At 32.9% G+C, this 19,592-nt stretch carries 44 protein-coding genes and 1 pseudogene; 40 read left to right on the forward strand and 5 right to left on the reverse strand.

Going from position 1 to position 19,592, the window contains the following annotated elements; genetic code table 11:
• Positions 1-3 precede the first annotated feature (3 nt).
• The 4 genes from NST64_RS03220 to NST64_RS03235 are packed head-to-tail and all read right to left on the reverse strand — an operon-like array spanning position 4 to position 2,772.
• A complete protein-coding gene (locus NST64_RS03220; protein ID WP_340731037.1) occupies positions 4-1,413 on the reverse strand; it encodes a recombinase family protein in 1,410 nt (469 codons plus the stop codon).
• A gap of 48 nt (positions 1,414-1,461) precedes the next feature.
• Positions 1,462-1,962, reverse strand: a complete 501-nt coding sequence (locus NST64_RS03225) for a hypothetical protein (protein WP_271436822.1) — start codon at positions 1,960-1,962, stop codon at positions 1,462-1,464.
• A gap of 11 nt (positions 1,963-1,973) precedes the next feature.
• Entirely contained in the window at positions 1,974-2,438 is a 465-nt protein-coding gene (locus NST64_RS03230; RefSeq protein ID WP_271436821.1) for an ImmA/IrrE family metallo-endopeptidase, read from the reverse strand.
• 4 nt (positions 2,439-2,442) lie between these two features.
• Positions 2,443-2,772, reverse strand: coding sequence for a helix-turn-helix domain-containing protein (locus tag NST64_RS03235; RefSeq protein WP_340731038.1), 330 nt, complete (start codon positions 2,770-2,772; stop codon positions 2,443-2,445).
• 164 nt (positions 2,773-2,936) lie between these two features.
• Here NST64_RS03235 and NST64_RS03240 point away from each other — a divergent pair, with 164 nt between their 5' ends.
• The 4 genes and pseudogenes from NST64_RS03240 to NST64_RS03255 form a co-directional block, all read left to right on the forward strand.
• The gene (locus NST64_RS03240; protein ID WP_271436819.1) at positions 2,937-3,146 is read left to right on the forward strand and encodes a helix-turn-helix transcriptional regulator; all 210 of its coding nucleotides are present in this window, start codon (positions 2,937-2,939) and stop codon (positions 3,144-3,146) included.
• Positions 3,147-3,185: 39 nt separating this feature from the next.
• On the forward strand, positions 3,186-4,112 hold the full coding sequence (locus tag NST64_RS03245) for a DUF3102 domain-containing protein (protein ID WP_340731039.1): 927 nt from the start codon (positions 3,186-3,188) through the stop codon (positions 4,110-4,112).
• A complete protein-coding gene (locus NST64_RS03250; protein WP_340731040.1) occupies positions 4,105-4,665 on the forward strand; it encodes an ORF6C domain-containing protein in 561 nt (186 codons plus the stop codon). The genes NST64_RS03245 and NST64_RS03250 overlap by 8 nt, the downstream gene beginning before the upstream one ends.
• Before the next feature lies 1 nt (position 4,666).
• Positions 4,667-4,750, forward strand: a pseudogene (locus NST64_RS03255) (hypothetical protein); the annotation flags it as partial.
• A gap of 67 nt (positions 4,751-4,817) precedes the next feature.
• On the opposite strand, the gene NST64_RS03260 reads toward NST64_RS03255, so the two are convergent.
• Positions 4,818-5,048, reverse strand: coding sequence for a hypothetical protein (locus tag NST64_RS03260; protein ID WP_340731041.1), 231 nt, complete (start codon positions 5,046-5,048; stop codon positions 4,818-4,820).
• A 154-nt stretch (positions 5,049-5,202) separates the two neighbouring features.
• Here NST64_RS03260 and NST64_RS03265 point away from each other — a divergent pair, with 154 nt between their 5' ends.
• The 36 genes from NST64_RS03265 (at position 5,203) to NST64_RS03440 (ending at position 19,591) form a co-directional block, all read left to right on the forward strand.
• Positions 5,203-5,406, forward strand: a complete 204-nt coding sequence (locus tag NST64_RS03265; RefSeq protein ID WP_340731042.1) for a hypothetical protein — start codon at positions 5,203-5,205, stop codon at positions 5,404-5,406.
• Positions 5,407-5,462: 56 nt separating this feature from the next.
• Positions 5,463-5,717, forward strand: a complete 255-nt coding sequence (locus NST64_RS03270; RefSeq protein WP_340731043.1) for a hypothetical protein — start codon at positions 5,463-5,465, stop codon at positions 5,715-5,717.
• Positions 5,677-5,901, forward strand: coding sequence for a DUF2483 family protein (locus tag NST64_RS03275; protein ID WP_340731044.1), 225 nt, complete (start codon positions 5,677-5,679; stop codon positions 5,899-5,901). The genes NST64_RS03270 and NST64_RS03275 overlap by 41 nt, the downstream gene beginning before the upstream one ends.
• Positions 5,891-6,553, forward strand: a complete 663-nt coding sequence (locus NST64_RS03280; RefSeq protein ID WP_340731045.1) for an ERF family protein — start codon at positions 5,891-5,893, stop codon at positions 6,551-6,553. Before NST64_RS03275 ends, NST64_RS03280 begins: the two co-directional genes overlap by 11 nt.
• Positions 6,553-6,987 (forward strand): single-stranded DNA-binding protein, encoded by a 435-nt coding sequence (locus NST64_RS03285; protein WP_340731046.1) that lies wholly within the window; start codon positions 6,553-6,555, stop codon positions 6,985-6,987. The genes NST64_RS03280 and NST64_RS03285 overlap by 1 nt, the downstream gene beginning before the upstream one ends.
• Positions 6,988-6,998: 11 nt before the next feature.
• Complete coding sequence (locus NST64_RS03290; protein WP_340731047.1) at positions 6,999-7,304, forward strand: hypothetical protein; 306 nt, start codon at positions 6,999-7,001, stop codon at positions 7,302-7,304.
• On the forward strand, positions 7,305-7,982 hold the full coding sequence (locus NST64_RS03295; protein WP_340731048.1) for a putative HNHc nuclease: 678 nt from the start codon (positions 7,305-7,307) through the stop codon (positions 7,980-7,982).
• Positions 7,975-8,769 (forward strand): phage replisome organizer N-terminal domain-containing protein, encoded by a 795-nt coding sequence (locus tag NST64_RS03300; protein WP_340731049.1) that lies wholly within the window; start codon positions 7,975-7,977, stop codon positions 8,767-8,769. Before NST64_RS03295 ends, NST64_RS03300 begins: the two co-directional genes overlap by 8 nt.
• Positions 8,770-8,774: 5 nt before the next feature.
• Positions 8,775-9,131: a hypothetical protein gene (locus tag NST64_RS03305; RefSeq protein ID WP_340731050.1), complete on the forward strand. Its 357-nt coding sequence runs from the start codon at positions 8,775-8,777 to the stop codon at positions 9,129-9,131.
• Complete coding sequence (locus NST64_RS03310; protein ID WP_340731051.1) at positions 9,118-10,365, forward strand: DnaB helicase C-terminal domain-containing protein; 1,248 nt, start codon at positions 9,118-9,120, stop codon at positions 10,363-10,365. The genes NST64_RS03305 and NST64_RS03310 overlap by 14 nt, the downstream gene beginning before the upstream one ends.
• Positions 10,365-10,589: a hypothetical protein gene (locus NST64_RS03315; protein WP_340731052.1), complete on the forward strand. Its 225-nt coding sequence runs from the start codon at positions 10,365-10,367 to the stop codon at positions 10,587-10,589. Before NST64_RS03310 ends, NST64_RS03315 begins: the two co-directional genes overlap by 1 nt.
• On the forward strand, positions 10,564-10,806 hold the full coding sequence (locus NST64_RS03320) for a hypothetical protein (RefSeq protein ID WP_340731053.1): 243 nt from the start codon (positions 10,564-10,566) through the stop codon (positions 10,804-10,806). The genes NST64_RS03315 and NST64_RS03320 overlap by 26 nt, the downstream gene beginning before the upstream one ends.
• 10 nt (positions 10,807-10,816) lie before the next feature.
• The gene (locus tag NST64_RS03325) at positions 10,817-11,143 is read left to right on the forward strand and encodes a VRR-NUC domain-containing protein (RefSeq protein ID WP_049414093.1); all 327 of its coding nucleotides are present in this window, start codon (positions 10,817-10,819) and stop codon (positions 11,141-11,143) included.
• Positions 11,130-11,501, forward strand: a complete 372-nt coding sequence (locus NST64_RS03330; RefSeq protein ID WP_340731054.1) for a hypothetical protein — start codon at positions 11,130-11,132, stop codon at positions 11,499-11,501. The genes NST64_RS03325 and NST64_RS03330 overlap by 14 nt, the downstream gene beginning before the upstream one ends.
• Entirely contained in the window at positions 11,501-11,872 is a 372-nt protein-coding gene (locus NST64_RS03335) for a hypothetical protein (protein WP_340731055.1), read from the forward strand. The genes NST64_RS03330 and NST64_RS03335 overlap by 1 nt, the downstream gene beginning before the upstream one ends.
• Positions 11,860-12,042: a hypothetical protein gene (locus NST64_RS03340; protein ID WP_049431359.1), complete on the forward strand. Its 183-nt coding sequence runs from the start codon at positions 11,860-11,862 to the stop codon at positions 12,040-12,042. The genes NST64_RS03335 and NST64_RS03340 overlap by 13 nt, the downstream gene beginning before the upstream one ends.
• Entirely contained in the window at positions 12,017-12,262 is a 246-nt protein-coding gene (locus NST64_RS03345) for a hypothetical protein (RefSeq protein ID WP_340731056.1), read from the forward strand. The genes NST64_RS03340 and NST64_RS03345 overlap by 26 nt, the downstream gene beginning before the upstream one ends.
• A 61-nt stretch (positions 12,263-12,323) precedes the next feature.
• Positions 12,324-12,554, forward strand: a complete 231-nt coding sequence (locus tag NST64_RS03350) for a hypothetical protein (RefSeq protein ID WP_064206950.1) — start codon at positions 12,324-12,326, stop codon at positions 12,552-12,554.
• Between the two features lie 5 nt (positions 12,555-12,559).
• Positions 12,560-13,093, forward strand: coding sequence for an HNH endonuclease signature motif containing protein (locus tag NST64_RS03355; RefSeq protein ID WP_340731057.1), 534 nt, complete (start codon positions 12,560-12,562; stop codon positions 13,091-13,093).
• Between the two features lies 1 nt (position 13,094).
• On the forward strand, positions 13,095-13,658 hold the full coding sequence (locus NST64_RS03360) for a hypothetical protein (protein WP_340731058.1): 564 nt from the start codon (positions 13,095-13,097) through the stop codon (positions 13,656-13,658).
• Between the two features lie 158 nt (positions 13,659-13,816).
• Complete coding sequence (locus NST64_RS03365) at positions 13,817-14,188, forward strand: YopX family protein (RefSeq protein ID WP_340731059.1); 372 nt, start codon at positions 13,817-13,819, stop codon at positions 14,186-14,188.
• Positions 14,189-14,500: a hypothetical protein gene (locus NST64_RS03370; RefSeq protein ID WP_340731060.1), complete on the forward strand. Its 312-nt coding sequence runs from the start codon at positions 14,189-14,191 to the stop codon at positions 14,498-14,500.
• The gene (locus tag NST64_RS03375) at positions 14,501-14,791 is read left to right on the forward strand and encodes a hypothetical protein (protein WP_340731061.1); all 291 of its coding nucleotides are present in this window, start codon (positions 14,501-14,503) and stop codon (positions 14,789-14,791) included.
• The gene (locus tag NST64_RS03380; RefSeq protein ID WP_340731062.1) at positions 14,791-14,937 is read left to right on the forward strand and encodes a hypothetical protein; all 147 of its coding nucleotides are present in this window, start codon (positions 14,791-14,793) and stop codon (positions 14,935-14,937) included. Before NST64_RS03375 ends, NST64_RS03380 begins: the two co-directional genes overlap by 1 nt.
• A complete protein-coding gene (locus NST64_RS03385; RefSeq protein WP_340731063.1) occupies positions 14,938-15,159 on the forward strand; it encodes a hypothetical protein in 222 nt (73 codons plus the stop codon).
• Positions 15,159-15,341: a hypothetical protein gene (locus tag NST64_RS03390; RefSeq protein ID WP_340731064.1), complete on the forward strand. Its 183-nt coding sequence runs from the start codon at positions 15,159-15,161 to the stop codon at positions 15,339-15,341. The genes NST64_RS03385 and NST64_RS03390 overlap by 1 nt, the downstream gene beginning before the upstream one ends.
• The gene (locus NST64_RS03395; RefSeq protein ID WP_252908143.1) at positions 15,342-15,764 is read left to right on the forward strand and encodes a dUTP diphosphatase; all 423 of its coding nucleotides are present in this window, start codon (positions 15,342-15,344) and stop codon (positions 15,762-15,764) included.
• A 39-nt stretch (positions 15,765-15,803) separates the two neighbouring features.
• On the forward strand, positions 15,804-16,064 hold the full coding sequence (locus tag NST64_RS03400) for a hypothetical protein (protein ID WP_340731065.1): 261 nt from the start codon (positions 15,804-15,806) through the stop codon (positions 16,062-16,064).
• Entirely contained in the window at positions 16,061-16,258 is a 198-nt protein-coding gene (locus tag NST64_RS03405) for a hypothetical protein (RefSeq protein ID WP_340731066.1), read from the forward strand. The genes NST64_RS03400 and NST64_RS03405 overlap by 4 nt, the downstream gene beginning before the upstream one ends.
• Positions 16,259-16,263: 5 nt before the next feature.
• A complete protein-coding gene (locus NST64_RS03410) occupies positions 16,264-16,416 on the forward strand; it encodes a hypothetical protein (protein WP_340731067.1) in 153 nt (50 codons plus the stop codon).
• Positions 16,409-16,582: a hypothetical protein gene (locus NST64_RS03415; RefSeq protein ID WP_340731068.1), complete on the forward strand. Its 174-nt coding sequence runs from the start codon at positions 16,409-16,411 to the stop codon at positions 16,580-16,582. Before NST64_RS03410 ends, NST64_RS03415 begins: the two co-directional genes overlap by 8 nt.
• A 68-nt stretch (positions 16,583-16,650) precedes the next feature.
• Positions 16,651-17,040, forward strand: coding sequence for a hypothetical protein (locus NST64_RS03420; protein WP_340731069.1), 390 nt, complete (start codon positions 16,651-16,653; stop codon positions 17,038-17,040).
• A complete protein-coding gene (locus tag NST64_RS03425) occupies positions 17,037-17,183 on the forward strand; it encodes a hypothetical protein (RefSeq protein ID WP_340731070.1) in 147 nt (48 codons plus the stop codon). Before NST64_RS03420 ends, NST64_RS03425 begins: the two co-directional genes overlap by 4 nt.
• Before the next feature lie 12 nt (positions 17,184-17,195).
• Positions 17,196-17,597 (forward strand): hypothetical protein, encoded by a 402-nt coding sequence (locus tag NST64_RS03430; protein ID WP_137689550.1) that lies wholly within the window; start codon positions 17,196-17,198, stop codon positions 17,595-17,597.
• A gap of 229 nt (positions 17,598-17,826) precedes the next feature.
• Positions 17,827-18,324 carry a terminase small subunit gene (locus NST64_RS03435; RefSeq protein WP_340731071.1) on the forward strand — a complete coding sequence of 166 codons (498 nt, stop codon included), beginning with the start codon at positions 17,827-17,829 and terminating at the stop codon, positions 18,322-18,324.
• Positions 18,311-19,591 (forward strand): PBSX family phage terminase large subunit, encoded by a 1,281-nt coding sequence (locus NST64_RS03440; protein ID WP_340731072.1) that lies wholly within the window; start codon positions 18,311-18,313, stop codon positions 19,589-19,591. The genes NST64_RS03435 and NST64_RS03440 overlap by 14 nt, the downstream gene beginning before the upstream one ends.
• The last annotated feature ends 1 nt before the right edge of the window (position 19,592 follow it).

Genomic DNA, 19,592 nt, shown 5'->3' on the forward strand with positions numbered 1-19,592 from the left:
CCATTAAAATTTAAAAGTAATTTCCCTTATATTAAGTGTATTCACCTTACCGTTCTCATTATCCTTTCTAGGAACAAAATCAAACGCAATTTCTTTAACTGTACTCAAGATTAACTCCTCTTTTTGCTTAACATTCAACTTACTCCAACCTTTAATCAAGATGTCATCAATCATGTTTAATTGTTCATTCGTAACTGTTTGTGTACTTTCCACTTCTGTGCCAGCATATTCAACCTCATCAAGTATCTCTTTCGTTTCGTCCATTAAGCTAAAATACTCATCATCTTCAATGTAACCTAATGACCATGATCGTGTGAGTTTCTCACGCTGTTTCATAATCTTATCTATATCGTAATCTAGTTTAGGTGTACTTTCTTCTACGATATCCACCTTAAACTTATTCATGTCATAGGTTTTGAGTAACTCTATAAACTTATCTTCTACTTCACTTTCATTGAACGAAATAGTTTGAACATTTTTATCTTTTGAACACGTATCACATTTATAGCGTCTTACTTCGTAAGAATATCCTTTTTTATCCGTTATCTTACCAGCGTATAGATGTAGCTTATTATGGCATTGAGGACATGTTAGAACGCCTCTAAAGATAGCATGATGTTTTACCTTACTTCTATGTGTTTTGTTCTCTATAACGTCTATAATTCGCTTATAATCACTTTCTGATAATACTGGCTCATGCGTATTCTCAATATACATATCTCCATACTTGGTATGACCACGTAATACTGGGTTTTTCATCAATCTAATAATAGAAGTCCTATTCCATTTTTTAATCTTAGGTACATTGACTTTTTTTATATTCATCTGTCTAGCAATTTCATTACCCGATACTCCATGTTTAAATTGCTCAACAAGATAATCAATTACCCACTTATGCTTATTAGGTACAAGTTTTCCATCTACATTGTCATAGCAAAAGGGAGCTTCTCTAATATAGTTACCTTCTCTTACTGCTGCACGACTACCAAATAATGCACGTTCACGTATCGTAGCACGTTCCCACTCAGCCATAGCACCTACCATAGTGATAAACAACTTACCAATGGCAGTTGTGGTATCAAATACTTCAGTAGCACTCTTGAACGCTACATTATACTTCTCAAACATTTCTAGCATTTCAAGTAAGTCTTTAACGTTACGTGTTAATCTATCCAACTTATAAACCAACACTAGATCATAATACTCTAGGTTATCCATAATACGTTTCAATGCTGGTCTATTCATCGAGCCACCACTTACACCAGCGTCAGTAAACACTTTAAAATCGTGCCAATTCTGTACTTCACAAAAGGCTTTCAATTTCCGTTCTTGCTCATGGATAGAATAACCTTCCGTTGCTTGCTCATAGGAACTCACCTGACACGAACGTAAATAGCTACGTTCATAATACATCACTCCTTAAAAAAGTAAAAAAATAATAAGGGTAGACGGACTACCCAATTATTTATTAGCTATTTGTTTCAATAACTCAATAATTTCATCATTTTGTTCTTGTATTTTGTTATTTTGTTTAATAATTTCGTCATTTTGCGCTATTTGCACATAAGTGTTTGTTTTCATATCTTTGTAATGATGAAACTTTGCTTGTTCTTTTTGGCTAAAATGAGTGCCAACACCAATTAAATTATAAATATCATCAAAACTATTAGCTTTTGTTTGATAATAAAAAGCGTTAGATGTAACATCAGTAGGATTACTAATACCTTGTTTTTCAAAACTTTTAACTCGTACATTTTTTGATCTTTGATCGTAAGCATTGTCTATACCAATAGCTTTATTTATTTCTTCACTAAGATTTGGATCGTTATTCCTTTGTAATTGAGCTAGTCTTTCTTGTTCTTCTGCACTTAGTGCTTCGATGGCTTTTTTACCTTCTTTGTCTAATCTATTTTTAATTTGTCCTAGTGCATAACCGTTTTTAAAACCAATCTTTTTAGGCATATTACCATTCCTTATTCTATATTTTTATATTCAAACACTCGTAGTGGCTCAAACTGAATAACGTATTTACCATAGCGAGCGGAATACCCATACTTTTGTTTATAATGTTCAATACTTTGTAGTACAAAACTTTCTGTAACTTCAAAAAAATTAGCAAGTTCATATAAATTATGTATGCCTTGCAAAAATGCTTCAATTATTCCTTTTAAAGTTATGATTTTTTCATTAGCAAGTCTTCTTGCTTTTAATTCATATTTTCTATTTTGAATATCTTGCTCATTAAGTATATTACCGTAAGAGATTTCATGGTGAGCTAGCTCTTCTGACAAAATTTCTAGTTTTTTAGCGTCAGATAAATTTTTATCAATCAATATTACTCCGTTATCATAAAAACCTTTAAACATTCCCGGCAATTCGAAAGTATCGCAAATATGTAAATGATTATTTTGGATTAGTAAATCTTCATATCTCCCCACATAATCAGTCCTTTTTGCGTGCTTGACGCACTAATTCAGCAAATTCTCTAATTTTATCTAATTCTTCTTCTGTGAAGTCATCGTCTAAATGCGCTGCAATAGTATCTTGCTCAACGCTTTTATCTTCTGTGATGCGAGATTTAGGAACATTAAAATAATCCGCTAATTCTTGAACTTTAGAAATTCTTGGATATTTAATTTCTTTTAACCAATTAGAAATAGTTGATTGACTTACACCTATTGCTTCGGATAATTCTATTTGAGTAACATTTTTCTCTTTCATAAGTTGTTCTAAATTCTCTGATAAAATTTTTCTAGCACTTTTGTATTCCATGTTTTTTCTCCTTTAGTATTACTTAATGTAATACTAATTTACCATAAGTAATATTACTTTACAACAAGAAATATCACTTTTAATAAAAAAATATTACTTAAAGTGTTGACATATTACTTAAAGTGATAGTATAGTTGTTTATGCACACAGGAGGTGATAAGAAAATGCCAGATGAATTCAAAGAATTTCCGGTAAAAGTTTGGCGTACTAACTCAAATATGACTCAGCAAGATGTTGCTGACAAACTGGGAGTAACTAAACAATCGGTAATTAGATGGGAAAAAGATGGAGCAGAACTAAAAGGATTGCAGTTATATGCTTTGGCTAAATTATTCAAAACTGAAGTTGATTATATAAAAGCCAAAAAAATTTAATATCATTATCACTTTAAGTGATAATAAGGAGGTAAAAGATTGAACGAAATACAACTTAGCAACGACCTAACAACTATTGAAACTGAAATTAAAAGTTATCAAAACATCGCTGGTCAATCTATTTTTGAGATTGGTCGAAGATTGAAACACGTTAAAGAAAACGACTTAGCACATGGAGAATGGATTAAATGGTTGAAGTCTATAAATATGAACAGAAGTCAAGCTACTAAATTCATTAAAGTTAGCGATGAGTTTTCAAATGGTTCGTTGACGAACCATTTAGGAGTAAATGTTCTTTATGAAATAGCGACTTTACCTGAAGAAGAACGTACCAAAGAACACACAACAGCCAAAGGTGAAATTAAAACGCCTGATGAAATGACAGAAAAAGAGTTACGTGAATTAAAGAAACAACTCAAACAACGCGATGAACAAAACGCTCAACTTCAATCTCAAGTAGAACAAGCACAACGTTCAGAAGAAATTGCGAAGAAACAACTAGAAGATGCAGAAAGTAGAGAACCAGAAGTGATTGAGAAGTATATGGAGCCAGAAGATTACAACCATTTAAAGCAAAGTAACCAACAACTTCAAGATTACCTGCAAGAAGTATCTAATCACAACAAGCAACTTAAATCAGATATTGAAAAGTTGAAAAATGAACGTTCTGAAACTGATGAAAAATCAGCTAAGTACGATCAACTCAATGAAGCTATTAATAAGATGAACGGTCAACTTACTAAAGGACAACAGAAAATCAAAGCACAAAAAGAAGTTTATGACTTAGTAAGAGCCAGCGAGAAATTGATTAAAGAAGTTTCTCCTTTATGTTACCTAGCTTATGGAAAAGACATAGTCGATAACGAATATGCTAGAGAGCCAATCGAAAGAATTATTAAAGATTTAAAAGATATATCAAATAGATTACAAAAACAAATTAATCAAGGAGATGTTATAGATGTCTAACTTTAACGATAACGAAAACAACGAAAATAATGAATTAGAACTTTTTAAAAAGCAAATTGAACAAACTAATAAACAAGGTGAATTTATCGCAAAAGCCTTTGATGAAATTATCAATATGAAAAGCAAGATGGAAAATATGGTAGATGAAGCAAAAGCAATCAACAATCAAACGAACGAAAGATTAAATGATTTGGAGAACACTAAAACATTATTACTAGGCGAAGCTAAGAAAGTTAAATCTCAAGTTACAAGAAGAGGTTATGAGTTAGCTAATCATTATTTTAGAAATGGTGTTTCTGATGAATTGTTCCATAAAAAACGTATTCATTTACAAACTGGTATTTACAAAAAGATAAATGAACAGTTTGACGCTATCACATATACAACAATTAGACATATTGATTTTGACGCAGCGATGGAATTTATCAACAACATTGAATTAGTAGATTTACCACTAAATTATTTAAAACTAACAGAAACTCAAAAATCAGTAGCTGAGAAACATAACGATAAAGTAATCACTTTATTCACTACAAAACCAAAGGAGGCATAATATGAACGTTTTATACAAAACAACCCTCCTCATCACAATGGCAGTTGTGACGTGGAAGGTCGTAAAGATTGAGAAAAACACAAGATTTAAACTTAGAAATTTTGTTTATCCAAAAATTGATAACACTCAAAGTAAAAAGTTAATGGATATTGCTAATCACGATCTAAAAGATATTTAACTGTATTCAGAATTTTCATATCTTGTTGAGCTTTTAAACTTTCGTATAAAGCAATTGAATAAATAATTTCGTAAGTTACGTTTTCAGGAGCATCTTCTTTCAATTTATTTATTCTATCTCTAAGAAAGTCACTGTCACCACCGAATTCTTTTTCGGCTTGATTACTAAGTTCACCAAAGAAACTTTGAAAATCATCAAAATTCATAGTTATCCCCCTTTCTTCAAAAGATAACTAAATTATACACGAAAGGAGTGATTGAAGATGACGACAAATGAAATGACACAAGAAGTCTTCGATAAATTCATCAATTTTTTTGATAAATTCGGAATATTACAAGAGTTAGTTGAGGAGGAAGAACGTGAGAAAGCAAAAAGTAAGTAATGAAGATAAATCAATTTATATCGCTGGAACAATGGCATTAGCATTATTCACTTTTCTAACACTATGTGGAGTGTTCATTGCACAAGCACTAGGTGTAGGAGTAATTGCAGCAGTAGTGACATATGTATTCTTTGATACTTGTTACTACGAAAAAAAGACTGATACTCACGCCAATGAGTAACAGTCGAACACTAATTAAATAAAATTCAACTCAATCATACAACGGGAGGATAGATCATGCAAGAACTAAATATAGATGAGAAGAACGCAATCGAACTTTCAATGCTTGCTATCGAAAATAGAACGCTTAAAAAACGTATAGCGTCAAAAGATGAAATTATCGATGACTTAATGAGAGATATCCGATACTGGGCAAGAATGTACCAATCAGCAAACACTCGTGCCAATAAAAACGCACAATCAATAGTCGAATGTACGGAGGTGCATGAACGTGAAAGAAACAGTCACTTATATAATCAAGCGAAAAGATAACGACTTATATGTAACCAACATGCCTAGTCATAACTTCCCAGCAATCAAATACTCAACTGAATTCAGAGATGCTAAAGAATTTAACGGAGTAGATAAAAGTTCGATAGATATGACGGTACACAAAGCCATCAAACATACGCACATAGAACAGGATAAGTATGAGGAGGTTGAACATGATGGATAGATCGGAAAGTATCACAGAAATCAACAAAGCCTTAAATAGCTTTCACAAAGAAGTGAAACAACCATTCAAAGATAAAAACAATCCCTTCTACAAATCAAAATATGTACCACTTGAAAATGTAGCGGAAGCAATAGATAAAACGTCAACTAAGTTCGGTTTAACTTATACACAATATCCAGTATCAAATGAAAAGGGCGAAGTAGGTGTAGCAACAATGTTACACCACGAAAGTGGCGAGTACATGGAATATCCACCGCTTATGGTTAAGCCTGAAAAGAATACGCCACAAGGTGTAGGCTCAGCAATTACTTATTCAAGACGCTACTCATTAAGCACAGTATTTGGTATCACTAGCGACCAAGATGATGACGGTAATGAAGCAAGTGGTAAACGAAGCAACCAAAATAACCAACGTCAAAATTACAAACAAAACAATACGCCAAAGATGGCTAGTAGCCAAACGATTGGAACGTTAAAACAACAAATAATCAATATTACTGATTTGATGAAAGAAAACGGTAAAGCCAATTCACAAAAAGAAGTAGAAGGAAAATTCGAAGTTAATGGCTACAACCTAACGGAAGATGCAGCGACACAAATCATTCAAAAAATATTAGCAACAGCCAAAAAGTATAGTGGAGGTAATCAGTAATGATAAACAGAGTAATTTTAGTAGGTAGATTAACGAAAGATCCTGAATACAGACAAACGCCAAATGGAGTAAGTGTAGCAACTTTCACATTAGCAGTAAACAGACCTTTCACAAACTCACAAGGTGAACGTGAAGCAGACTTTATCAATGTAGTTGTGTTCAGACGACAAGCAGAGAACGTCAATAATTATCTTTCTAAAGGCTCATTAGCAGGTGTAGATGGACGTATTCAATCACGTAGTTATGAAAACCAAGAAGGACGCCGAGTGTTCGTAACAGAAGTAGTAGCAGACAATGTTCAATTTATGGATAGCAAAGGCAGTAATCAACAAAACAATCAATCACAACAACAACGAGGACAAGCATCAGCAGGCAATAATCCGTTTGCAAATGATAACAACGCAAATATAGATGATGATGATTTACCGTTCTAGGAGTGATTTAAATGGCACAACTAACTAACGTTGAAGTTTCTTATAAAGAAAAAGACTTTTTTGAGCATCTTTCTAACGAAGGTGAGCCATTAGAGTTAAGAAAAAATAGATGTTCTGATTGTCCAGCTACTAATATGTATTTGGAAATTAACGAACGATTAGCAAAACAAGATGCATTTATACAATTAAAGTGTGCTAAAAGAAATTTTTGTCATCAAACACCATGTAAATCATGCAGAGGTTTAGCCGACTATCTAAGAGTGAAAGGCGATTTAGATATAAACGATGAAACTTTAATCATTAAGGGCAGTGATTAAATGCCAATTATTAAAAATTACATCACTCAAGATGACGGTACAACTACCGTTGTCATTGAGGGTGTAGAACTAGACAACAAAACGTCACTCTTACTTGATAACGGGTTTGATGTAGAAGTCGATGTAATTCCAGTTGATCCATTCAGAATAACGAACAAACAGCGTAAGAAGATATTCGCACTCGTCAAAGATATAGAAGTCCATACAGGTATGCCAATGGACTATATGCGACATATGTTTATCGAATATGTAAGAACGTATTACGGATATGATGAACGCATTTCACTTAGTAATTGCACACGTACACAGGCAAGTCAGATTATCGAAGTAACAATCGACTGGGTATTCGCCAACGGAATAATACTCGCTTACAAAACAAGTGATTTATTAAAAGGCGATAAGTCGTTACTTTACTGGGCGACAGTCAATCGTAACTGTGTAATATGTGGCAAAAGTGGAGCAGACCTTGCACATCACTACGCAATAGGTCGTGGTGCTAACCGTAAGAAGATGCAGCATTACGATTATGAAGTTCTAGCCTTATGCAGAGAACATCACTCCGAACAGCACAACATAGGCGTTAAGTCTTTTGACAAGAAATATATCTTACAGGATAGCTGGATAAAAGTAGATGATCGTTTAAATAAAATGTTGAAAGGAGTAAAGACGAATGAGTGAAGTATCGTGGATAAAACTTAAAGTTGGAATGTTTGATGATAGCAAAATTAAGTACATTGAGGCACTTCCTGAACGTGACACAATCATTACTGTTTGGGTAAAGTTGCTAACTCTTGCTGGTAAGTATAACGAACAAGGTTTCATCATGTTATCTGAAAATCTACCGTTTAATAATGAGATGTTAGCCAATGAATTTAATCGGCCACTTAATTCAATCAGATTAGCAATGAGAACTTTCGAAGAATTAGGAATGGTAGAAGAAGTCAAAGGTGCATATAAAGTTAAGAATTGGGAGAAGCATCAAAGTTTAGACAGTAAAAGTAAGCATAATGAGAAAAATAGACTTCGCCAACAACGTTACAGAGAACGTCAAAAGCAAAATAAATTAGAAAATAACGTTACCGTAACGTTACGTAACGATACAGAAGAAGAAGAAGAAAAAGAAGAAGAATATAAGAATAAGAAGAAAGAAGATAGAAGTAACGACATCTTCGCCAAATCAATTAATTACATCACAAATAACTTAGCTAATAACTTATCACCTATTCAATTAGAACTTATTGGAGAAGATATTGATGAAATAGGAGAACATGCAGATGAAGTAGTGAAAGTTGCTGTTGATTACACAAAAGAACAAGGTAATCATGTTGGTTACTTTACTACTGTGTTGAAAAACTGGGCTAAAGAAAACGTAAAAACTAAAGAAGATGCAGAAAGAAAAATTAAGCCTAAACAACAAGAAGATGATTTCCTAGCTAAGAAGAAAAAAGAGTTATTTGGAGGTTAGACACTATGCCGATGACCAAAGCAGAAGCATTTGACATCATTGAATTAGTCGGCAATGTCTACGATATGAAATTCAATGATGAAAAGTACAAGATTTGGTTAGATTTTCTGACTAAAAATGGTGATTATCAGCGAACATTATTAAAAACAAAACAGTACATCAAAGAAAAGAAATTCAAACCTACTGTATCTGAAATTTTAGGTTACAAACCAAACACAAAAATTGTCGATACTATTCCTGTTGAAGAAACGAAAGCCTATAAATTACAACATGATCCTGAATATAAAAAACGTCATGAAGAACGTAAAAAGAAATGGCAGCAGATGAAACAAGAGTGGGGTGTTATGGATGACGAAACTTGATGTATTAAGCACCGAACACTCTATTGTTTCAAACTTAATGAGAAACCCTAACTTATTAAGTAAGTTGAAACTTAAACCTCAAATGTTTACTGATATAAACGCACAGAAGTTTGTTCAGCACGTCTTGGATAAAGGCAAGGTAGACGTGAATGAAATTTATTACAAAAGTAGAGAAGATGTAGAGTTCATTCCTACACAAGTTTTAACTAAATTATTTAACTCAAATGGTACTGACAAAACTTACTTTATGCAAGACCAGATGAACATTTTGAATGAGTATATTCTAAATCAAGCTAGAAACGAAACAAATAATTTTCAATCTTCACCATCAAAAGAAAACTTTAAGTATCTTATTGAACAATTAAAAGAACTAGATACGTTGACGATTGAAAAAGATAACCCTACCGATACATTCCTAACAAATGTTATGGAGAACATACTCTCAGATACGCCTAAGACGTTCATAACGACGAGTTTTAAACGACTAGATGAAAAGATACATGGCTTTGAAGAAGGGCAATTAAACGTGCTTGCTGGTCGTCCTAGTACAGGTAAAACAGCACTTGCACTTAATATTGTTTGGAACTTAGCAAAAGAAGGTTATCCGACAACATTTTTCAGTTTAGAAACTGGTGGAAACAACATTGTTGAACGTTTAACTTCGGCAATATCTAATGTTCCACTATATAAGATTAAAAAGTCAGACGGACTAAGTGATGATGAAGTCGATAGGGTGATGGCTGCAATCAATAGCATTAAACAACACAGTCATTTCAGAATTGAAGATCATGCACAGATTACACCACAAGACGTGAGAGAAATAGCAATGCGACAAAGTGACAAACCTCATGTGATTTGCATTGACTATCTTCAACTTATGAAATCAGATTTACCACAAAAAGATAGACGACTTGAAGTAGAAAAAATCAGTCGTGACCTAAAAATCATTGCTAAAGAGACAGGTTGCCTAATTATCGCACTATCACAATTAAGTCGTGGTGTTGAGAGTAGACAAGACAAACGACCTATGATGAGTGATTTAAGAGAAGCTGGAGGCATTGAACAAGACGCTAACATGATATTCATGCTTTACAGAGATGATTACTACAATAGAGAACTTGCAGATGATGATACAGGTAAATCAGATATTGAGTTGAATGTAGCTAAAAATAAAGATGGAGAAACAGGTGTCGTTGAACTCCAATTCTTTAAAAAAACACAGAGGTTTTATTAATGATTATTGCAGAGTTGCAGCAAACGTTAGGTGTTATGTATCGAGAAGTATATAAAGATGAGCCACTCATTCGAGAACTTATTCTTGAAATGGGTTGGGCTATTGATAGATTGCTAAAAAAAGATGAGATCGTCATGTTTGACGAATACGAAAATGTACGTGAAGTGATTGAACAAGAGATGAAGTGGAGGCGAAACGATGGGAATTATCGAAAATCAACCTAACGCTTATGACCTGTTTGAAAGTGACGGTTGGAAATTGTTGAGAGTGCTACCTAGAGACGATGGCACTTTCTACTTAACCAACTTAGGTGGAATGGCAGATAAATATTTTAAGCAGTATGTGACAAAAGAAGAACTAGCTGAGATGAAACGTAAACATAAATTATTTAAGCGAGAAGAACTCAAACATCAAACAACGATAGACGATTTCTTATTCTAGGAGTGACAACGTGAGAGAAAGTGAAATTCAAAAACAAATTATTGAAACACTTAACGCAAATGGTTGCAAAGTCTGGCGTGCTAATGCTGGAACAGTTCGAGTAGGTGGCAGAACAATCAAACTGCTACCGAAAGGATTTCCTGATGTATTTGGTGTGAGATTAACTGATGGAAAATTTGTTGCAGTAGAGATTAAGAAGCCAAAAGGTCGAGTGAGCGATGAACAAGTGAAGTTCAGAGATTTCTTTGAAAAACACAATGTGATACATGGTATCGCACATAGTCCAGAGGAAGCATTAGAAATCGTAAAGGAGAAGATGAAGAATGGTAAAGATTAAACGAAAAGTAGAAATGACATTACCAGAATTGATTGAGTGGGCTTGGAAGAATGGTGTTAAAGGTAAAGTTTTTCCTTCTTCTAGGTTGGGACAAATAAAAATTGATCATGACGGCAATATAGGTTCAATTGGTTGGATATTTGAAAACGAAACTTTCACAGTAGAAGTGGAAGAAGAAATTACGGAAGAAACAGAAATTCCAGAAATGCTTGAAGTATTTCAAGATAATGATGGAACGCAATGGTTTGGGAATTCTATTGAACAAGTAAAAGATGACTTTAGTAAAGAATTCTGGTTGAAAGACGAAAATACAATGACACTCATCTGGAAAGATGGCGAATTGGTAGGTGATGAGTAATGGATAACATTTGGAAAGATTTTGCAAAAGAGTATATGCCAGAAGATAAATTTGAAAGAGTATGCGAAGAAATTAAAAACTCAAAACAAGTAGTAGATGTTAATCACGAATTTTCTTTAAACAGTTTATTTGGTGGTGTTTACAACAAAGAAGATAAAAAAGTAGGAATGAGAATAACAAGTGGTTGCCAAAATGCTTTTGATGTTTGTTACAAAAATAAAAAACCGATTATTAATGAAGAAGAATTCGGAAGAATTGATTTAATGTTCGACAACAAACTCAGTATTGAAAATTTCATCGAAACTGCACAACTCTTATTGAAAGCATATGACGAAATTACGAAAGAGAGTGATGAGCAATGGCCAAATTAAAAGTTAACTTTGTAATCGAAGGTACAGCTTATATTGATGCAAAAGATGAAACACTAGACGAAGAAGAACGTGTAATGGCGTTAGCAGAAGAACGTCCTAATGAATTTGATAGACAGTTAGATATTACCAATGTAAAAAGCGTTGGTGTCATTTCAGAAGGTTGGAAGTGATCGTATGTACGATAGATATAAAAATATTCCAGATGTGTACATTGGCGGTAAGAAATATCGACTATGCGACGTATATAAGTATTTTGATGTCGGAGATTCGACTGTTCGTAAAAGATACTACAAGCAAAAATTAAGAGGTTGGGAACTTGTCTATGGTAAAGGCAAGGTTCCCGTTGAAATTGAACAAGGTAAGGGGATAGACGAAAAGATGATGAACTAGCAGATATTAAAAAATCTAGAGATTATGCAGATAGATTAATCGAAAAAATGGAGGCAGAAGTATGAAAAACACATTAAATGATTTGAATAACCACTTGTTCGCTCAATTAGAACGACTAGGTGATGAAGATTTGAAAGGCGAAGAATTAAAAGAAGAATTAAATCGATCTAAAGCTGTATCAGACGTAGCCAAAAATATAGTAAGTAACGGTAACTTAATCTTGCAGGCACAGAAATTCCAAGATAACAGATTAGACGCTAACGCTACATTACCTAAGATGTTAGATGAGTGATTGCTATGAGATACAAAGAGAAACATTTGAATTTCATTAAACAGTATCTAGGTAAGAAAACTTATAAAGAAATAACAGAATTATTTAATAAAGAATTCGGAACAAATAAGAATTTGCACGATATAAAAAATGCTGTTTATAGAAATAGTGAAAAAATAGGCTATAAGGTTGGGAAAGCTGGTTTTCAACCTAACCATAAATTAACTGCTTTACCTATTGGAGCAAAACGAGTAGATGACTGGGGATATATCAAAATTAAAATATCTCATAGTAAGAATAGGAATAAGCGCTGGCAACTTTATCATCATTATATTTGGGAAAAAGCTAACGGTAAAATTCCACATAATCATGTTGTGATATTTATGAACGATGATAATAGAGATTTCAGATTAGAAAATTTACGATGTGTAGACCGACGAGTGTGGTTAAAACTTAAACAAAACGATATGGCGTATGATGATCCAGAACTGTTAGAAACAGCAATAAATATTAATGCACTAGCTTTAAAACATAACGAATTGATAAGAGAAGGTGTCTAATGTGAGTAAATTCAGAATGACTAATAAAAATGACGGTACGGTCACTTATGCGATTGAGGGTGGAGATGAGTTAGTTTTAAGTGTTATCAAATTACTGACTAACAAACAATCAACTCCAGCAACTAAACCAGTAACTAAGAAAGTTGAGAAACAAGAGGCAAAAACAGAAATTCCGAGAAAGATTGAACCAACAGAGATAAAAGAACGTTCAAGAACATTACCTTTGAAATCACACAATGACAATTACGCTCATAAAGAGCAGGAAGGTTTTTCTATTGGAGATGTATTGAATAAAGAGATGTCTAATGAGAAATCTCACTTTTACACAGGTATCAAAGTAGATGATGACGGACAAAAAAGATATCAATGTAGATATATTTGTCCTAATTGCAAAACTAAAAGTAAACACTATGTTTATACAGATGAAAAAGAAATAGATTGCCATGAATGTGGTGAACGAATGGAAGTTAAAAGTATTGAAGATTACGCAGGTGTAGAAAAAGATAATTTTAATAACTTCTATTATGCTGGCTTGTATATTCCTAGAGAAAGTTCATTTCAATAAATGAGTGAACGATCATACACACAAGGCAAGACACCTACACAAATACAACATGAGTTACGTGAGTTAGGTGTCAAAGGCTTTGTGGTTAAGGTAGCAGGAAGTAGAGTGACGATGAAAGTTAGTGAGTGTGACATAAAAAGGAACAGGGAGTGTTTGAGATGATACCTAAATTTAGAGTGTGGGATAAAACTAATAAAGAAATGCTCGAGTGGGAAGAATTAGATTTAAACAAAGAACGTGATGAAGTTGAAATAACTATATTTGAACCAACAGGACAATTTGCACACCCTATATTTTTCTATGACGCTATGCAATCAACAGGCTTAAAAGATAAGAACGGTGTTGAGATTTATGAAGGGGATATTGTCGAAAATATATATAAAGAAATAGGCTTTATTAAAAATTGTAACGACGCTCTTTGTTTTAGTCGTAAAGAACGTAATTTCTATTTATCAGGTATAGGTGCAGGTAGACCTTTTAAGATATTAGGCAATATCTACGAAAACCCAGAATTATTGGAGGGCGAGTAGATGAACGCAGAAGAATATGAAATTAGATATTTGCAATCGCCACATTTAATGGAATATTATCCAAGATTTGATAACTGCAATCAATACATCTTCGATAGTACAAATGATTATTTATTAAGCGTTGTTAACGAATTAGATTTACACAACTTACATTTGCGTAAGACTGGTTTATATGAAATCGCAAAAGTGCATGGAGGAAAATTAATAAGCAAACCTATAAGAAATTTAACGGTAGATGAAATACTGGATATTGTTAATAAAGAAAATGAGTATGGACCAGTAGAAACAAGAAGATTATCGGAGGACGAGTAAATGGCAAAACTACATTTTGGCTCAAAAGAGTATTTTGAAAAACAATCAGAATTTTGGTTTAAAGAGAATTCGAAGCATATTTCAGAACGTGACGCTTATAAGAAACAACGTGACGAACTCATCAATGACATTGCAGACATTAAACGTAAGGCAGAGGCGTTTGATGAGATAAAAGTCAATCTTTATCACGTAAAAGATTTAAAGCCATGGGAAACATTAGATCCAAAAGACCATGAATTTTTAAGAGATATTTTTAATGAAATTCCAAGTGATTGGGAGGCCGACCATTAATGTTTCAAGATATAGATAACTTACAAGAAGCATTATGGCACATTGAGAAAGTAGATAAATCGATTTTAAATAATTATCAAATTGAACTATTAAATATTTCTAAAATGAATATTCAACAAATATTAAGTGATTTGGAGGAACAATAAATGAAGAACGTAATTAAATTTGTAGGTAAATCAATTTTTAGAACAGTAGTCACTAGAGTGGTTAAGGACTTAATTGCAACATACAACTATACAAAGTATGCAAAAAATAAATTATCAAAAGAAGAACAAGATTTCTTAAAAGGATGTAATAGATTTGGTTTGTCTGACATTCAAGCATTACGTTTAGTTCAAATTATTGAAGAAGAAATGGAGAGAAAATAATGGATAGACATGAAAAAATGTGGATTAGTTTGAGAAGTAGTTTAAATACAAGAATTAGACAGTATCAAAATGCTGATTGCGTTACGGGATTAGATGAAATTGCAGAAACAGAACTAGATGCTTGGCAAGGTATCATTCAAGAAATGGAAGGACTTGAAAGAAAATTCGAGGAGGAACAATAAATGGGAATTTTACCAATTAAATTATTATCAGAGAAAGCAATTTTACCAACGAGAGCAAATCCGACAGATAGTGGATTAGATTTATATGTTGCAGAAGATACAACAATTTTAGCGCACAGTACAAAAGTAGTGCCAACACATATTGCGATTGATTTAGCGTATGGATATGAGGCGCAAGTAAGACCACGTTCAGGTAAATCAAAAGATACAAAATTACGTGTAGCACTTGGAACAATTGATCATACGTATAACAAAGAGATTGGAATTATCACAGACAATATCGGTGATGAGGCAATCGTAGTTAAAGCAGGCACACGTCTAGCACAATTGGTTGTTACACCAGTGATGTTACCAGAGCCAACGGAGGTGCAAGAGTTTGATGAAGTGTCGGAAAGAGGAGCGTATGGAAGCACAGGGGAATAAAGGCGATATTTATCAACGTGTAAAGGAAGTGCTGAGAAGATGAGTATTAAAAAAGCAAGAAAAAAACCAGTAGAAATTGAGTTTATTCAATTTGTAAATAAAGATAGTGCCATTGATATATTGTTCTGGGCGAAGCCTAAAGTTAAATACGAACCCACTAAAAGTTGCATTCTTATAAATACTTTAGAGGGAGAAATGACAGCTAATGTTGGCGACTATATTGTCAAAGGTGTAAATGGAGAATTTTATCCAGTTAAACCAGATATTTTCAAAAAGACATATGAGGTGCTGGGAAAGTGACGAATTTATTTTTTATCATATTAGCTTTAATACTATTAGCTGCAAACGTTGGAATGATTGTCAAAATGTATTTAGAAAATACCGAACAAGAGCGTCAATATAAAAAGATTGCTAAGAAGACTAGGAATAAACGTAAGGAATTTGAAGAACGTAAAAGAAAACAATTCGAGAATAACAAGCTGGATAAGGAGTGAACGGAATGAAAAGTAGTGAAGAAGTAATCGGAAAATTAAAAAGTGTAATTAGCGATATTGAAGAATCAAAGCAAGAAGATTCAATAACGATTACTTATAAGTCAGCATTGGAACACGTTATAGAATATATCGAACATGGAGATGATGCAGATGATTAAACGCATATTAATTAACCTTTTATTTGCAGGATTACTATACTTGCTTATTAAACCACTCATCACTATTTTAGAAAGCGAAGATGATATTGATACTGCACCGAATGACTTTGCGATGAACGGAGATCAGATTGATTTGAACAGAATTAAAGCAGAGGTGAGTGAGTAGTGGATTGGATAAAAATAATTTCTATAATCCTTCTATTTTTCTTATGGGCGTATATTCTTTATAGATGGATGAAGACTGAAAGAAAATTAGAAAGTAAAGGTATAGAGATTTCTAATTTAAAAAGAGATGTAGAATATTGGAAGGATTTAGCTGAAAAACGTAGAACTGAATTAATAACAAATGAAATCAAAGCTGAATACGAAGTAGAGTATCAAACAAACACAATCGGTAAATATATAGTAGAAGTTAATAAAGGCACTTATTTAGTGGAATGCAAACACGATGCTTACGAATATTGGAAAAAACACGGTCTATTTCCTACTACTACAATTTTCACTTGTACAGAAAATGCTTTAAAGGCAACACATTATAGAAAGTGGGAGACAGCTAAGAAATGTGCAGAAATATGTGGTGGTCGTGTGTTACAACATAAACCTAATTTGGAGGTAGCAGAATGAGTTGGCTTATTATCATATGTGTATTTTTAATATTATTAACATTTGGTTTTGCAATAGAGAATGCAAAATTAAGAGGGAATATGGAAGGTAAGGAATATCAAATAAAGTTATTAGAACATAGATTAAGTAAATATGAAGATTAAGGAGGAAATCGATTGTATTCAAAAGAAGCAATATTAAACATGATTGATAACTACCAAATGACATGTAAATACTTAATTACTGTAATACCAGATTGTGATAGTAATTCGATTGCACAGTATGGCATACAAGCGACGTTACCTAAACCACAGGGGCAAAATAGCAGTAAGGTGGAAGATACTGTTATACGTCGTGAGAGAATGAGCAAACGACATGCACAGATGTTGGCAGAAGTAGAATTTATTAATCAATCGCAGCAGAAGTTAGGACATGTTGATTTTATTTTCCTAGATCATTTAAAGAAAGCTAAACGTAGAGATGAGATTATTAAAGTTATGCCTAACTCACGATTGAATAGAAATAACTTTTTAGCACGTAAAGATGAGTTAGCAGAGAAGATATATTTACTACAATGACAAAAATGACGTAAGTGACTGATATGACAGTTGTTGCGAAGAACATAAATTTAAAATTACAATGGTTACAGGGAATGCGGAAACGTTCCTTGACATGCTAATAAGTACGACATTTTACCATGCTTTTTTTCTCCTTTAAAAAGTATACGACCTATCTGAGAGAACACTCAGGTAGGTTTTTTATTATAAATTTATAGAGTTATTAACGTAAAGTAGGTGGTAGTATAAGATGACTGAATTAAATAAACGACAAAAGACATTTGCAGAAGCTTACGCAATACCCGGAACAGAATGTTGTGGTAACGCTACTAAATCGGCTATAAGAGCAGGATATAGTAAAAAAACAGCATATTCACAAGGACAAAGAATGTTGAAGAATGATGAAATACAAAGCTACATAAAGGGGGTAGAAGAAAAACTTTTTGATGAACAAATAATGAGTGCAAAAGAGGTTTTGTATCGCTTAACTAATACAGCAAGAGGTAATACGGTAGAAATAGAGCCGGTAGTAACAAAAAAAGGTGATTATAAACTCAACCCTTCTACTGAAAAATATAATCTTGTATATGACGAAAGTATTGAGTTAGTTAAAAAGCCACCTAAGATAAGTGATCAGAATAAAGCATTAGAATTATTAGGTAAATATTATGTGATGTGGACTGATAAACAAGAAGTCACTCAACGTAATATCGAAATTAACATAGGTGATTACAATGACGAATCTTAAACTTAATTTTAATCACCCAGAAAAAATATTCAACAAGAATATATTTGAGATACTTACTAATTACGAGAATTTCACCGAAGTACATTATGGTGGAGGTTCAAGTGGTAAGTCACATGGGGTTATTCAAAAAGTAGTACTTAAAGCATTAATGAAGTGGCCTATTCCTAGACGTATGTTGTGGCTAAGAAAAGTACAGTCGACAATCAAAGATAGTTTATTTGAAGATGTTAAGAGTTGCTTAATTGATTACGGTATATGGGATATGTGCCAATGGAATAAAACTGATAATAAAGTAGTGCTGCCTAATGGTGCTACATTCTTATTCAAAGGTTTAGATAATCCAGAGAAGATTAAATCAATTAAAGGTATCTCAGACATTGTTATGGAGGAGGCGTCAGAATTTACATTGAATGACTATACACAACTAACATTGCGTCTAAGAGAACGTAAACATGATTTTAAACAGATATTCTTGATGTTCAACCCAGTATCTAAATTAAATTGGGTGTATAAGTATTTCTTTGAACATGGTGAAGATATGGAAGGTGTAATGATACGCCAATCTAGCTATAAGGATAATAAGTTTTTAGATAAAATCACTCGTGAAAACTTAGAGTTATTAGCTAAACGTAATCCAGCTTATTACAAAATATATGCACTAGGTCAATTCGCTACTTTAGATAAATTAGTATTTCCTAAGTATGAGAAACGATTGCTCAATAAAGATGAGTTAAGACATTTACCTTCATACTTTGGACTCGACTTTGGATATGTGAATGATCCTAGTGCTTTTGTTCATGTAAAAATAGATAAAGAAAATAAGAAGCTATATATCATTGAAGAATATGTTAAGACTGGAATGTTAAATAATGAAATTGCTAAAACAATAAAGCAATTAGGTTACGCTAAAGAAGAAATTACTGCCGATAGTGCAGAGCAAAAGAGTATTCAAGAAATTAAAAAACTAGGCATTGAACGTATTAAGCCTACAAGAAAAGGTAAAGGCTCGGTTGTTCAAGGACTTCAATTCTTAATGCAGTTCGACATAATAATAGATGAACGTTGTTTCAAAACTATTGAAGAATTTGATAACTACACATGGCAAAAGGATAAAAATACAGACGAATATTTGAATGAGCCAGTAGATACTTACAATCATTGTATAGATGCACTCCGCTATTCAGTAGAACGTTTTTATAAGCCACAAACAAATAAACGTTCAAATATTAGAAAAAGTATTAGCGCTATCAAATCAATGGGCTTATAAG

Origin of the sequence: Staphylococcus sp. FSL W8-1268 (assembly GCF_038003965.1) — a bacterium.
Classification (GTDB): Bacteria; Bacillota; Bacilli; order Staphylococcales; family Staphylococcaceae; genus Staphylococcus; species Staphylococcus hominis.

Bases quoted from the DNA above. Each gene is read 5' to 3' on its own strand.
- NST64_RS03370 (WP_340731060.1), top strand. From the start codon at position 14,189: ATGAACGCAGAAGAATATGAAATTAGATATTTGCAATCGCCACATTTA.
- NST64_RS03235 (WP_340731038.1), bottom strand. From the start codon at position 2,772: ATGGAATACAAAAGTGCTAGAAAAATTTTATCAGAGAATTTAGAACAA.
- NST64_RS03395 (WP_252908143.1), top strand. From the start codon at position 15,342: ATGGGAATTTTACCAATTAAATTATTATCAGAGAAAGCAATTTTACCA.
- NST64_RS03355 (WP_340731057.1), top strand. From the start codon at position 12,560: ATGAGATACAAAGAGAAACATTTGAATTTCATTAAACAGTATCTAGGT.
- NST64_RS03300 (WP_340731049.1), top strand. From the start codon at position 7,975: ATGAGTGAAGTATCGTGGATAAAACTTAAAGTTGGAATGTTTGATGAT.
- NST64_RS03260 (WP_340731041.1), bottom strand. From the start codon at position 5,048: ATGAATTTTGATGATTTTCAAAGTTTCTTTGGTGAACTTAGTAATCAA.
- NST64_RS03340 (WP_049431359.1), top strand. From the start codon at position 11,860: ATGGCCAAATTAAAAGTTAACTTTGTAATCGAAGGTACAGCTTATATT.
- NST64_RS03380 (WP_340731062.1), top strand. From the start codon at position 14,791: ATGTTTCAAGATATAGATAACTTACAAGAAGCATTATGGCACATTGAG.
- NST64_RS03310 (WP_340731051.1), top strand. From the start codon at position 9,118: ATGACGAAACTTGATGTATTAAGCACCGAACACTCTATTGTTTCAAAC.
- NST64_RS03420 (WP_340731069.1), top strand. From the start codon at position 16,651: ATGAAGACTGAAAGAAAATTAGAAAGTAAAGGTATAGAGATTTCTAAT.
- NST64_RS03410 (WP_340731067.1), top strand. From the start codon at position 16,264: ATGAAAAGTAGTGAAGAAGTAATCGGAAAATTAAAAAGTGTAATTAGC.
- NST64_RS03385 (WP_340731063.1), top strand. From the start codon at position 14,938: ATGAAGAACGTAATTAAATTTGTAGGTAAATCAATTTTTAGAACAGTA.
- NST64_RS03225 (WP_271436822.1), bottom strand. From the start codon at position 1,962: ATGCCTAAAAAGATTGGTTTTAAAAACGGTTATGCACTAGGACAAATT.
- NST64_RS03280 (WP_340731045.1), top strand. From the start codon at position 5,891: ATGATGGATAGATCGGAAAGTATCACAGAAATCAACAAAGCCTTAAAT.
- NST64_RS03365 (WP_340731059.1), top strand. From the start codon at position 13,817: ATGATACCTAAATTTAGAGTGTGGGATAAAACTAATAAAGAAATGCTC.
- NST64_RS03240 (WP_271436819.1), top strand. From the start codon at position 2,937: ATGCCAGATGAATTCAAAGAATTTCCGGTAAAAGTTTGGCGTACTAAC.
- NST64_RS03305 (WP_340731050.1), top strand. From the start codon at position 8,775: ATGCCGATGACCAAAGCAGAAGCATTTGACATCATTGAATTAGTCGGC.
- NST64_RS03320 (WP_340731053.1), top strand. From the start codon at position 10,564: ATGGGAATTATCGAAAATCAACCTAACGCTTATGACCTGTTTGAAAGT.
- NST64_RS03285 (WP_340731046.1), top strand. From the start codon at position 6,553: ATGATAAACAGAGTAATTTTAGTAGGTAGATTAACGAAAGATCCTGAA.
- NST64_RS03435 (WP_340731071.1), top strand. From the start codon at position 17,827: ATGACTGAATTAAATAAACGACAAAAGACATTTGCAGAAGCTTACGCA.
- NST64_RS03270 (WP_340731043.1), top strand. From the start codon at position 5,463: ATGCAAGAACTAAATATAGATGAGAAGAACGCAATCGAACTTTCAATG.
- NST64_RS03440 (WP_340731072.1), top strand. From the start codon at position 18,311: ATGACGAATCTTAAACTTAATTTTAATCACCCAGAAAAAATATTCAAC.
- NST64_RS03375 (WP_340731061.1), top strand. From the start codon at position 14,501: ATGGCAAAACTACATTTTGGCTCAAAAGAGTATTTTGAAAAACAATCA.
- NST64_RS03250 (WP_340731040.1), top strand. From the start codon at position 4,105: ATGTCTAACTTTAACGATAACGAAAACAACGAAAATAATGAATTAGAA.
- NST64_RS03390 (WP_340731064.1), top strand. From the start codon at position 15,159: ATGGATAGACATGAAAAAATGTGGATTAGTTTGAGAAGTAGTTTAAAT.
- NST64_RS03315 (WP_340731052.1), top strand. From the start codon at position 10,365: ATGATTATTGCAGAGTTGCAGCAAACGTTAGGTGTTATGTATCGAGAA.
- NST64_RS03330 (WP_340731054.1), top strand. From the start codon at position 11,130: ATGGTAAAGATTAAACGAAAAGTAGAAATGACATTACCAGAATTGATT.
- NST64_RS03335 (WP_340731055.1), top strand. From the start codon at position 11,501: ATGGATAACATTTGGAAAGATTTTGCAAAAGAGTATATGCCAGAAGAT.
- NST64_RS03290 (WP_340731047.1), top strand. From the start codon at position 6,999: ATGGCACAACTAACTAACGTTGAAGTTTCTTATAAAGAAAAAGACTTT.
- NST64_RS03400 (WP_340731065.1), top strand. From the start codon at position 15,804: ATGAGTATTAAAAAAGCAAGAAAAAAACCAGTAGAAATTGAGTTTATT.
- NST64_RS03415 (WP_340731068.1), top strand. From the start codon at position 16,409: ATGATTAAACGCATATTAATTAACCTTTTATTTGCAGGATTACTATAC.
- NST64_RS03295 (WP_340731048.1), top strand. From the start codon at position 7,305: ATGCCAATTATTAAAAATTACATCACTCAAGATGACGGTACAACTACC.
- NST64_RS03350 (WP_064206950.1), top strand. From the start codon at position 12,324: ATGAAAAACACATTAAATGATTTGAATAACCACTTGTTCGCTCAATTA.
- NST64_RS03425 (WP_340731070.1), top strand. From the start codon at position 17,037: ATGAGTTGGCTTATTATCATATGTGTATTTTTAATATTATTAACATTT.
- NST64_RS03220 (WP_340731037.1), bottom strand. From the start codon at position 1,413: ATGTATTATGAACGTAGCTATTTACGTTCGTGTCAGGTGAGTTCCTAT.